This is a genomic window from Kitasatospora sp. NPDC036755, assembly GCF_040636595.1.
In the GTDB taxonomy this organism is placed as follows: Bacteria; Actinomycetota; Actinomycetes; order Streptomycetales; family Streptomycetaceae; genus Kitasatospora.
The window spans coordinates 1-10649 of the sequence record NZ_JBEZUT010000299.1 but is presented as its reverse complement, the minus strand read 5'-3'; the positions used below and the strand labels follow the sequence as shown (position 1 = coordinate 10649).

The window sequence follows — 10649 nt, the reverse complement described above, 5'->3', positions numbered from 1 at the left end:
GAGCGCCCCGGTCGCCCAGGCCCTCGCCCTCGGTGGTCAGGAGAAGCTGGTCCCCAAGGACGTGGTGGTGGACAAGGACGGCACCCGCCACCTGCCGAACCTGAGCTGCCCGCCCACCGCCGGGTGGCTCCGGGCGGCCGCGATCACCTCGGCGGTGGTCGGGCGGTCCTCGGGCCGCTTGGCGAGGCAGTGCAGCAGCAGCGCGCGCAGGCCGTCCGGGACGGGTCCGAGGTCCGGCTCCTCGTGGACGGTCCGGTAGAGCGTCGCCGGGTCCGGCCCGTCGCCGAAGGGCGGCGCGCCGCCGGCCACGTGGACGGCGAGGGCGCCCAGGGCGTACACGTCGGTGGCGGGGGTCGCGGCCCGGCCCATCGCCTGCTCGGGCGCCATGTACGCGGGCGAGCCGATCCGCAGCCCGGTGCCGGTCAGCGCGGCGGCGTCGGCGGCGCGGGCGATGCCGAAGTCGATCACCCGGGGGCCGTCGGGGGCGATCAGCACGTTGCCGGGCTTGAGGTCCCGGTGGACCACGCCGCTGGCGTGGACGGCCTGGAGGGCCTCGGCGATCCCGGCCACCAGCAGCAGGACGGTCCGTTCCGGGAGCGGTCCGAAGCGCTGCACCACCTGCTGGAGCGAGGGGCCCGGCACGTAGGTGGTGGCCAGCCACGGGGTGGCGGCGTCCACCCCCGCGTCGACCACCTGCGCGGTGAACAGCCCGTGGATGCGTCTGGCGCTGGCCACCTCCTGGGCGAAGCGGGCCCGGAACTCCGGGTCCTCGGCCAGTTCGGGCCGCACCACCTTGAGTGCCACCGGGCGCCCGCCGGGGGTGTAGGAGAGGTAGACCCGGCCCATGCCGCCGGCGCCGAGCCGGGCGGCCAGCAGGTGGCCGCCGACCTCGCGCGGGTCGTCCGGGGCCAGTTCCTGGAAGACCGGCTGGAGGGCGAAGGGGGATCGGTCAGCGGACATGCGGACTGCCTCTCTCGGCGGTCGGGGGGCGGGACGCGCGGGGCCGGACACCCCGGAAGGGCGTGGGGCCGGACACCCCCGGGAACCGGCGCGCGGCGGGCGTGGCTCGGAGAGTTTAGAGGTTTTGTCAGGATCGGCCGAATCCGGCCCCGACGGGTCCGCCCGACGTGCCGCCCGGTGCCCCGCAGGGCGTGCCCTGGGTGTGCCCGAGCTCCGCCTCGATCGCCCCGCGCAGCAGGCCGCGGGCGTGCTCGACCGGCAGGGAGCCGCTGAGCCAGCGCACGCTCAGCCCCTCGACGAGTGCGGTCAGCCGCTCGGCGGCCGCCGCGTGGGCGGGGGCGGTGCCGCCCGGGTCGGCCCGGGCGAGCAGCTCGGCGATGTCGTGCACCCAGGTGTGGGTGGTCCGCGCCAGGTCCGTGCGCAGGTCCGGGTCGAAGACCGCGGTGGCCCTCAACTCGCCCCAGGCGGTGCTGTTCTCCCGCACCTCGACGGTGTCCTGGAGCTCCAGGAGCAGCACCTGTTCGAGGTCGGCGAGGGGGTCCCCGCTCAGGGGTGCCGGGTCCTCGTCGGCGGTGTAGCGGTCGGCGCGGTCGCTGATGAACTCCAGGGTCTGGCGCAGCAGGCCGGCCCGGTCGGTGAAGTGGTAGTAGATCAGCGAGGCGGACACCCCGGCCTCGCCCGCCAGCTCGTTCACCCGCAGCCCGCGTACGCCGCGCCGGGCGATCACCCGGGTCGCGGCCTTGAGTATTTCCGTCCGACGGTCCGACATGGTGGCCCACTCTACCGGCCCACCCGGCTGGTCAGTCCACTTCCTGATGATCGTTTCAGGGATCGGCGGAGGCCTTGAAGGAAAAGCTTGACTGAATTTTCAGTACGGTGCAGGATGCGGGGCACCCCCCACACCCCCGATGCAGAAGAGGCTTCCCGTGACGTACCGCATGCCCGCGGAGTGGACCGAGCACGACGGCTGCCTGATGGCCTGGCCCGTCCGTCCGGACCTCTGGGGCGACACCCTCGCCGAGGTGAAGCACGAGTACGCGGCGGTCGCCCAGGCCGTCGCGGAGTTCGAGCCGGTCACCATGGTGGCGCCGCCCGGCCACGGCGACGAGGCGCGCGCCCACTGCGGCGCGGGCGTCACCGTCGTCGAACTCCCCATCGACGACTCCTGGTTCCGCGACTCCGCGCCGATCTTCGTCCTCGACGCGGACGGCCGCCGGGCCGGCGTGGACTTCCGTTTCAACGCCTGGGGCCGCAAGCACAGCCCCTGGGACGCCGACGACCGGATCAGCGGCCTGCTGCTGGACCACCTCGGCACCCCGGCGATCCGCTCCGAGATGATCCTCGAAGGCGGCGCGATCACCGTCGACGGCGAGGGCACGCTGATCACCACCGAGCAGTGCCTGCTCCACCCCAACCGCAACCCCGGGATGACCCGGGAGGAGATCGAGGCCGAGCTGAAGGCCAGGCTCGGCGTCACCAAGGTGATCTGGCTGCCGTACGGCGGGGCGCTGGACACCGAGACCGACGGCCACGTGGACGGCGTCTGCGCCTTCGTCGCCCCCGGCCGGGTCGTGGTGCAGCTCCCGGCCGACCCGGAGCACCCGGACCACGCGCGGATGCGGGCCAACCGCGCCGTGCTGGAGCACTCCACGGACGCCCAGGGCCGGCCCTTCGAGATCGTCGACCTCCCGCAGGCCGCCTTCGTCGAGGTCGACGGCGGGGAGGTCGAGGTCGGCTACCTCAACTTCTACCTGGCCAACGGCGGGGTGGTGGTGCCGGTCGCCGACCACCCCGAGGACGCCGGGGCGCTGGCGGTGCTCGCCGCCGCCTGCCCGGACCGCAAGGTCGTCGGCGTGCGCGCCCGGGTGATCGCCCACGGCGGCGGCGGCGTCCACTGCATCACCCAGCAGATCCCGGCCGCCACCCCGCCCGCCGCCGCGAACCCGGCCACCCCGCCCGCCGCCGCCCGCGCCTGACGCTCGCCAGCGAACGGAGAACACCCTCATGACTCCCACCGCGCCCGCGAGACGCACCCCCGCCCGACGGCGTCTCGTCCTCACCGCCGCCCTGCTCTCGGCCGCGGCCCTGGTCGCCTCCTGCTCCGGCCCGCCCCGCGGCGACGCCGACCGGCCGCCCGTGCAGCTCTCGGCCGGCACCCCGCCGGCCCGGGGCGAGCTCGACTCCTTCACCTGGGCGAGCTACGCCGAGCCGCCCACCCTCGACTACGTCCAGGCCTTCGACTACCCGCAGAACACCGTGCTGGCCAACGTCTGCGAGAGCCTGATGCGCTGGACGCCCCAGCTCACCCTGGCCCCCGGCCTGGCCGAGAAGGCCTCCAACCCCGACCCGACCACCTGGGTCTACGACCTGCGCCCCGGCGTGCACTTCCACGACGGCACGGTGATGACCGCCGACGACGTCGTGTACAGCCTCGGCCGCCAGACGAACCCGGACAACGCCTCCGCCTGGGCCCAGGTGTTCCAGAACGTCGACTCCGTCACCGGGACGGGCCCGCTCCAGGTCACCGTCAAGCTCAAGCAGCCCGACTCCCAGTTCCCGCAGTACATGGCGACGGCCGCCGGGGTGGTCGCCGCCAAGGCCGGGGTGGAGGCCGCCGGCAAGGACTACGGCACCAGCGGCGGCCTCGACTGCACCGGCCCCTTCGAACTGGGCGCCTGGGCCAAGGGCCAGTCGATCGAGCTCCGGCGCTTCGACGGCTACTGGGGCACCAGGGCCAAGTCCGGGAAGGTCGTCCTCACCTTCCTCACCGACCCGTCCGCCCGCACCAACGCGATGCTCACCGGGGACGTCGACGGCGGCTACCTGATCCCGACCGAGAGTTACGACCGGCTGAGGAGGAGCGGCGCGGGCACCCTGTACTTCGGCGAGGGCCTGAGCACCGTCAACCTCAACGTCACCAGCATGCGGGGCGCACTCGGGGACGTCCGGGTCCGCCAGGCGCTGTCCCTGGCGCTGGACCGCTCCGGCTTCGTCAGGACCGGCCTCGCCGGCGCGGGCACCGTCACCGGCTCCCTCACCACCCGGGCCGCCTGGGCCGGCGCCCCCGCCGACGTCCGGACGGCCGCCTTCGAACACCTCACCCCGACCGCCCAGGACATCGACCGGGCCAAGGCCCTGGTCAAGGAGGCCGGCGCGGAGGGCCGCACCCTCACCGTCGCCACCAGCACCATCGGCCAGGACGTCTCCCTGCTCGCCACCGCCGTCCAGGCCGCCGGGGCGAGGATCGGCCTCGACGTCCGGCTGAGGACGATCGCCCCGAACGCCTTCACCGGGCTGTTCACCGACCCCAAGGCGCGCGAGGGCCTGGACCTCTTCCCCGAGACCTACTACGACTCGGTCACCGACCCGCTCGACCTGCTCGCCAACTTCCGTACCGGCGCCTACCAGAACTACGCCGGCTACAGCGACAAGGCCTACGACGACCTCGTCGACGAGGCCTCCGCCGCGTACGACCCGGCCGTGCGCGGCGCGATCGAGGCCAAGCTCCAGCAGGCCGCCTCCGAGCGGCTGCTGTGGATCCCGGTCGCCGAGTGGCCGACCGCCGTCTTCCTCAACAAGCGCGTCACCGGAGCCCCCACCACCATCTCCTACCTCTACTACCCGTGGGCCGCCGACGTGGGGGCCGCCCGGTGAACTTCCTGAGATTCGCCGCCCGGCGACTGGCGGAGATGGCCGCGACCCTGCTCGGCGCCTCCTTCATGGTCTTCGGCGCGATGTACCTGGCGCCGGGCGATCCGGCGAGCTTCCTCCTGTCGGGCCGGTCCGCCTCACCGGCCGCCCTGCAGGCGATCAACGCGCAGTACCACCTCGACGACCCGTTCCTGGTCCGCTACCTGCGCTGGCTCGGCCAGGTGCTGCAGGGCGACTTCGGGCGCTCGCTGACCTATCGCACGGACGTCTCCCGGCTGCTCGCCGACCGGCTGCCCGCCACCCTGACGCTCGTCGCCATGGCCCTGGTCGTGGTCGTCGTCATCGGGCTGGCGCTCGGCTGGATCGGCGCGGTGCGCGGCGGTGCGACCGACTCGGCGATCCTGCTCTCCACCACCCTCGCCGTCGGCACCCCCTCCTTCGTCGCGGCCGTGCTGCTCCAGGGCCTGTTCGCGGTCCGGCTGGGCTGGTTCCCGACCAGCGGCACCGGGGACGGCCCCCTCGACCTGCTGTGGCACCTCACCCTGCCGGCGATCGCCCTCGCGCTGTACCTGATCGGCATGCTCGCCCGGGTCACCCGCTCGGCGATGCTGGACGCGCTGGAGGGCGAGCACGTCACCGTGGCCCGCAGCCGCGGCGTTCCCGAGCGCGAGGTGATCCGCCGCCACGTGTTCCGCAACTCGCTGGGCACCGTGCTGACCACCGGCGGCCTGATCGTCTCCACGCTGCTGGTCTGCACGGTCCTGGTGGAGTCGGCCTTCAGCGTCGGCGGCATCGGCCAGCTCCTCGAACTGTCCACCACCACCAAGGACTTCCCGACCGTCCAGGCCATCTCGCTGCTCGTCGTCGCCCTGTTCATGGCCGTCAACCTGGTCGTCGACCTGCTCCACCCCGTGGTCGATCCCCGGGTCGCCCTCGGTACCGGGAGGGCCGACGCATGAGCACCGCCCTCGCCCGCCGGCCCGGCCTCGGCCGGATCAAGGCCACCCGCGCCCCGCTCCACGCGGCCTGCCTGGGCGTCACCGCCCTGGTGGTGCTCGCCGCGCTGCTCGCCCCCTGGCTCGCCCCGGCCGACCCGAACGCCGTCGACCTCGGCAACGCCCTGGCCGGCCCCTCGCCCGACCACCTGCTCGGCGTCGACGCCGCGGGCCGCGACACCCTCTCCCGGCTCCTGCTCGGAGCCCGCACCTCGCTGCTCGGCCCGCTCGGCGTGGTCGCCTTCTCCACCGTCGTGGGCGTCGCCGTCGGCCTGGTCGCGGGCTGGCGCGGCGGCCGGATCGACTCGATCCTGTCCCGCGCCACCGAACTCGTCTTCGCCTTCCCCGGCATGCTGCTCGCCATCCTGATCGTCTCGGTGTACGGGGAGGGCCTGCTCGCCCCCGTCGTCGCCCTGGCCGTCGCCTACCTGCCGTACGTCTCCCGACTCACCCGCTCGCTGGTGCTCGCCGAACGCGCCCGGCCCTACGTCTCCGCCCACCGGGTCCAGGGCTTCTCCACCGCGCAGATCTGCCTGCGGCACGTCCTGCCCAACATCGCCCCGATCGTCCTCGCCCAGTCCACCATCAACTTCGGCTACGCCCTGATGGACCTCGCCGGCCTCTCCTTCCTCGGCCTGGGCGTGCCCGCGCTCACCCCCGACTGGGGCCGGATGGTCTTCGACGGCCAGACCGCGATCCAGTACGGCTATCCGCTCGCCGCGATCCTGCCGTGCGTCCTCATCGTGCTCACCGTCGTCGCCTTCAACGTCGTCGGCGAGCGCTGGGCCGACCGCGTCGCCCGGAGGACCCCATGAAGCGGAAGGACCCCGTGACCAGGGAGGCACCGATGACCAGGGAGGCACCGATGAAGCCGGAGGACCCCGTGGACCGCGGCGGCCACGAACCCGAGCGGCCCGTGAACGCCCTCGACGTCCGGGGCCTGCGCCTGCGCCTGCCCGGCACCGCCCGACCCGTCCTGGACGGGGTCGACCTCACCGTGGGCCGGGGCGAGACCGTCGCCCTGGTCGGCGAGTCCGGCTCCGGCAAGAGCCTCACCTCCCGCAGCGCCCTCGGCCTGCTGCCGCCCGGCGCCACCGTGGAGGGCAGCGTCCTCGTCGACGGCGAGGACGTCCTGGCCATGGGCCCCGACCGGCTGCGCGCCCTGCGCACCGGCCGGGCCGCCATGATCTTCCAGGACCCCCGGGCGGCCATCAACCCGCTGCGCCGGGTCGGCGACTTCCTCACCGAGAGCGTCCGCCTCACCGGCGCGATGGGCCGGGAGGACGCCGACCGGCGGGCCGCCGAACTGCTGGACGCCGTCGGCCTCGGCCCGGAACTGCTGCGCCGCCACCCCGGGCAGCTGTCCGGCGGCATGCTCCAACGCGTCATGATCGCCGCCGCGTTGATGGGGGACCCGGTCCTGCTGCTCGCCGACGAGCCCACCACCGCGCTCGACGTCACCAGCCAGGCCGAGGTCATCGCGCTCCTCGCCCGGCTGCGCGAACGCTTCGGCACCGGCCTGCTGTTCGTCACCCACGACCTGGGCCTCGCCGCCGCCATCAGCGACCGCGTCCACGTCATGTACGCCGGGCGGATCGTCGAGTCGGGCCCCGCCGCCGACCTCTTCGACCGGCCCCGACACCCCTACACCGCCGCGCTGCTGGCCTCCACCCCCGGGCTGGAGTCCGACGGCCGCCGGCTCGCCGCGATCGACGGCCAACCACCGGACCTGCGCGAGGAGCCGACCGGCTGCGCCTTCGCCGCGCGGTGCCGGTACGCGACCGACCGGTGCCGCGAGGAGACCCCGCAGGCGCACCCGGTCGCCTGCCACCACCCGCTCGAAGGGAGCCGCGCCGATGCCTGAGGCCGTACTGGAGGTCACCGGACTGTGCCGGACCTTCGGCACCGTACGGGCGGTGGACGAGGTCTCCTTCACCCTCGCCGCCGGCGGGTCGCTCGGCATCGTGGGTGAGTCGGGCTCCGGCAAGACCACCACCGCCCGGATCGTCGTCGGCCTCGAACCGGCCGACGAGGGGCGGGTCACCGTCCGGGGCCGGGCCCGCGGCGGCCGGGTGCGGGGGCGGGCGGAGCGGCTGGCCCGCGCCCGCGAGGTCCAGATGGTCTTCCAGGACCCGTACCTCTCCCTGGACCCGCGCACCAGCGTCGGGGCCGCGCTCCGCGAGACCCTGCGGCTGCACTTCCCCGGCACCGACCACCCGGCCCGGATCCGGGAACTCCTCGACCAGGTCGGCCTCGGCACCAGGGCGGCCGAGGCGCTGCCCCGGGAGCTCTCCGGGGGCCAGCGCCAACGCGTCGCCATCGCCCGGGCGCTGGCCGTCCAGCCGGCCGTCCTGGTGCTGGACGAGGCGGTCGCCGCGCTGGACGTGTCCGTGCAGGCGCAGGTCCTGAACCTGCTCGCCGACATCCGCGAACGGACCGGCATCGGCTACCTGTTCATCACCCACGACCTCGGCGTCGTCCGCTGCGTGACCGACGAGGTCGTCGTCATGCGCCACGGACGGATCGTCGAGTCCGGCCCCACCGCCCGCGTCCTGGACTCCCCGCGGCACGCCTACACCCGGCTGCTGCTGGAGTCCGTCCCGAGGCCCGGCTGGGACCCCGACCGGATCGCCGCCGCGCGCCGCGCGCTGCGGGACGACTCCGACCCGGCGGAGGGTGGGACCTGACGGGCCGGAGCGGCCGGGCGGCGCCGGCAGCCCCCGGGGCCGCCGGCGCACCGTGAGCGAATTCCCTCGAACGGCGGGTGCGTGCCGCACCGGATTCCGATGTTCGGCTCAGTAGCCTGCGGAGCCGAACCCGACACCAAGCGGATCGAGGCCCCATGGCTCACCCCCGGCCGTCCCGCCGTTCGCTGCTGCAGTCCGGGGCCGCGCTGGCCGCCCTGGCCCTGACGGGCGGCTGTTCCTCCGACGGGGGAGGGGAGGAGCAGCCCGGGTCCGGCGGTACGGCCCAGGGGGCGGCCGGGTCCGGCAGCCCGGCGGCGGGCGGGTGGGCCATGCCGGCCGAGTCCGAGCCGCACACCCGCACCTTCATGGCCTGGCCGGCGCTCGACCAGGTCTGGGGCGACGAACTGCCCGGTGTCCGGCAGGACATCGCGGGGCTGGCGCAGGCGATCGCCGCCTTCGAACCGGTCGTCCTGCTGGCCCGCCCCGACCAGGCCGCCCAGGCCCGCCAGGCCTGCGGCTCCTCGGTCGAGGTGCTCGAACTGAAGGTCGACGACCTGTGGGTCCGGGACACCGGCCCGACCTTCGTCACCGGCCCGAAGGGGCTCGCCGGGGTCGACTTCAACTTCAACGGCTGGGGCGACAAGCAGACCCACGCCAACGACAGCCTGGTCGCCCGCTACCTCCTCGACCACTACCGCATCGCCCGCGTCCAGGCGCCGATCACCGGCGAGGGCGGCGGCATCGAGGTGGACGGCGAGGGCACGCTGATGGCCACCGAGAGCTCCTGGGTCAACGGCAACCGCAACCCGGGCAGAACCCGGGACGGGATCGAGGCGAGCCTCAAGGAACTGCTCGGCGTCGAGAAGGTGATCTGGTTCCAGGGTGTCGCCGGGCAGGACATCACCGACTGCCACGTCGACGCCCTCGCCCGCTTCGCCGAGCCCGGCACCGTCGTCCTGCACCGGCCCGCCGCCGATGCCCCGGCGGACGTCTGGACCACCGCCGCCGCCCAGGCGCTGCAGGTGATCCAGACGGAGACCGACGCCAAGGGCCGCACCCTCAAGGTGGTCGACCTCCCCGAGCCGGACCTCGGCCTGATCCCGGGCGCGGGCAAGGACTTCCTGGCCACGTACGTCAACTACTACGTCTGCAACGGCGGCGTGATCGTCCCGCGCTTCGGGGACCAGAACGCCGACCAGCGGGCGGCCGGCATCATCGGCGAGCTCCACCCGGGCCGCAAGGTCACCCAGGTGGACATCAACCACGTCGCCGCGGGCGGCGGCGGCATCCACTGCGCCACCCAGCAGCAGCCGGTCGCGCCCGGGGCCTGAGCCTCCTGACCGTCAGGCCCGGGGCGGCCGGGCGGCCAGCGAGTCCAGCAGCGTCCGCAGCACCCGTTCGGCGTCCACCGTCCCGTCGAGCGACCCGATGGCGGCGAGCCCGTCCACGGCGGCGGCGAAGGCCTCCCCGAGCGGGACCGGGTCGACGCCGCCGGGTCCGCCCGGCAGGCCGTCTCCCTCCAGCAGGCCGCGTTCCTCCACCAGGCACCGGAACAGCCGCACGAAGGCGGCCCGCCAGCGGGCGTACTCGGCCTCCAGGCTGGTGCGGACGCGTTCGTCGTTGAGGGCGAGCCAGTGCAGGGCCGCGTGCAGCCGGGCCAGGTCGGGGCTCTCCGGCCGGGTGAGCAGGGCCAGTACCCGTTCGGCGCGCTCGGCGTAGCCGCCGGGGCCGGCGACGGCCTCCTCCAGCGGGGTGATCCACTCGGGCCGGATGTCGGCCACGACGGCGACGATCAGCTCGGTGCGGTCCGCGAAGTGGTAGTGGCACATCCCGTGCGAGACCCCGCACAGCGCGGCCACGTTGCGGGTGGTGAACCGTCCGGCGCCGTCGCCCGCGAGCAGGGTGCGGGCGGCGGCGATCAGCCGGGCCCGGGTCTGCTCGCCCTTGGCGGCGCGGGCCCGGCCGGGGCCGCCCGTCCCGGAGCCGGTTCCCGCCGCTGTGCCCGTCGCCCGTGTCGCCATGGCCGTCACTGTAACGAGCGCGGGGGCCGGGCTGCGGCGGATCGGGGAGGACGCCTGCGCAAAGTATTGACCGAGCGCTTGGTCAGTTTTACCTTTTCGGTCAACTGCTGGACCAGCAGCGGACTTTGACATGGAGGCAGTGATGGAAGACCTCTCCGGATCCGAGGCGACGACCGTGGCCCGGCTCGGCCGCCGCCGGTTCCTGACGGCCGCCGGGGCCGTCGCCGCCGGCACGGCGCTGACCGCCGCGTCCGCGTGCCCGACCTCTTCAGCTTCCGCGACATCGCCTCCCTCGCCCGCTGGCTCGACGACGAGAGCGGCGCCACCCCCGAGGT

9 protein-coding genes and 2 pseudogenes are annotated in these 10649 nt (G+C 74.4%); 8 read left to right on the top strand and 3 right to left on the bottom strand.

Translation table 11 applies throughout. The annotated features are described in order from the left end of the window. Positions 1-141: 141 nt before the first annotated feature. Both AB0E96_RS32235 and AB0E96_RS32230 read right to left on the bottom strand, forming a co-directional pair. Positions 142-960, bottom strand: a pseudogene (locus AB0E96_RS32235) (serine/threonine-protein kinase); the annotation flags it as partial. Positions 961-1087: 127 nt separating this feature from the next. Next, positions 1088-1729 carry a TetR/AcrR family transcriptional regulator gene (locus AB0E96_RS32230; RefSeq protein ID WP_359829325.1) on the bottom strand — a complete coding sequence of 214 codons (642 nt, stop codon included), beginning with the start codon at positions 1727-1729 and terminating at the stop codon, positions 1088-1090. A 157-nt stretch (positions 1730-1886) separates the two neighbouring features. Here AB0E96_RS32230 and AB0E96_RS32225 point away from each other — a divergent pair, with 157 nt between their 5' ends. The 7 genes from AB0E96_RS32225 (at position 1887) to AB0E96_RS32195 (ending at position 9624) form a co-directional block, all read left to right on the top strand. Next, a complete protein-coding gene (locus AB0E96_RS32225; RefSeq protein ID WP_359829324.1) occupies positions 1887-2936 on the top strand; it encodes an agmatine deiminase family protein in 1050 nt (349 codons plus the stop codon). 28 nt (positions 2937-2964) lie between these two features. Further along, positions 2965-4614, top strand: a complete 1650-nt coding sequence (locus AB0E96_RS32220) for an ABC transporter substrate-binding protein (RefSeq protein ID WP_359829323.1) — start codon at positions 2965-2967, stop codon at positions 4612-4614. Beyond that, the gene (locus AB0E96_RS32215) at positions 4611-5570 is read left to right on the top strand and encodes an ABC transporter permease (protein ID WP_359829322.1); all 960 of its coding nucleotides are present in this window, start codon (positions 4611-4613) and stop codon (positions 5568-5570) included. The genes AB0E96_RS32220 and AB0E96_RS32215 overlap by 4 nt, the downstream gene beginning before the upstream one ends. Then, positions 5567-6421 (top strand): ABC transporter permease, encoded by an 855-nt coding sequence (locus tag AB0E96_RS32210; RefSeq protein WP_359829321.1) that lies wholly within the window; start codon positions 5567-5569, stop codon positions 6419-6421. The genes AB0E96_RS32215 and AB0E96_RS32210 overlap by 4 nt, the downstream gene beginning before the upstream one ends. 50 nt (positions 6422-6471) lie before the next feature. Continuing rightward, positions 6472-7470 carry an ABC transporter ATP-binding protein gene (locus tag AB0E96_RS32205; protein ID WP_359829326.1) on the top strand — a complete coding sequence of 333 codons (999 nt, stop codon included), beginning with the start codon at positions 6472-6474 and terminating at the stop codon, positions 7468-7470. Next, the gene (locus AB0E96_RS32200) at positions 7463-8293 is read left to right on the top strand and encodes an ATP-binding cassette domain-containing protein (RefSeq protein WP_359829320.1); all 831 of its coding nucleotides are present in this window, start codon (positions 7463-7465) and stop codon (positions 8291-8293) included. Before AB0E96_RS32205 ends, AB0E96_RS32200 begins: the two co-directional genes overlap by 8 nt. Positions 8294-8448: 155 nt before the next feature. Beyond that, a complete protein-coding gene (locus tag AB0E96_RS32195; RefSeq protein ID WP_359829319.1) occupies positions 8449-9624 on the top strand; it encodes an agmatine deiminase family protein in 1176 nt (391 codons plus the stop codon). A gap of 12 nt (positions 9625-9636) precedes the next feature. Here the strand turns inward: AB0E96_RS32195 and AB0E96_RS32190 are convergent, their stop codons facing one another. Next, a complete protein-coding gene (locus AB0E96_RS32190) occupies positions 9637-10314 on the bottom strand; it encodes a TetR/AcrR family transcriptional regulator (RefSeq protein ID WP_359829318.1) in 678 nt (225 codons plus the stop codon). A 142-nt stretch (positions 10315-10456) separates the two neighbouring features. On the opposite strand from AB0E96_RS32190, the pseudogene AB0E96_RS32185 reads away from it, so the two are divergent. Further along, positions 10457-10649: pseudogene (locus AB0E96_RS32185) on the top strand (TIGR03767 family metallophosphoesterase); the annotation flags it as partial.

Bases quoted from the DNA above. Each gene is read 5' to 3' on its own strand.
- AB0E96_RS32230 (WP_359829325.1), bottom strand. From the start codon at position 1,729: ATGTCGGACCGTCGGACGGAAATACTCAAGGCCGCGACCCGGGTGATC.
- AB0E96_RS32195 (WP_359829319.1), top strand. From the start codon at position 8,449: ATGGCTCACCCCCGGCCGTCCCGCCGTTCGCTGCTGCAGTCCGGGGCC.
- AB0E96_RS32205 (WP_359829326.1), top strand. From the start codon at position 6,472: ATGAAGCCGGAGGACCCCGTGGACCGCGGCGGCCACGAACCCGAGCGG.
- AB0E96_RS32200 (WP_359829320.1), top strand. From the start codon at position 7,463: ATGCCTGAGGCCGTACTGGAGGTCACCGGACTGTGCCGGACCTTCGGC.
- AB0E96_RS32190 (WP_359829318.1), bottom strand. From the start codon at position 10,314: ATGGCGACACGGGCGACGGGCACAGCGGCGGGAACCGGCTCCGGGACG.
- AB0E96_RS32220 (WP_359829323.1), top strand. From the start codon at position 2,965: ATGACTCCCACCGCGCCCGCGAGACGCACCCCCGCCCGACGGCGTCTC.
- AB0E96_RS32210 (WP_359829321.1), top strand. From the start codon at position 5,567: ATGAGCACCGCCCTCGCCCGCCGGCCCGGCCTCGGCCGGATCAAGGCC.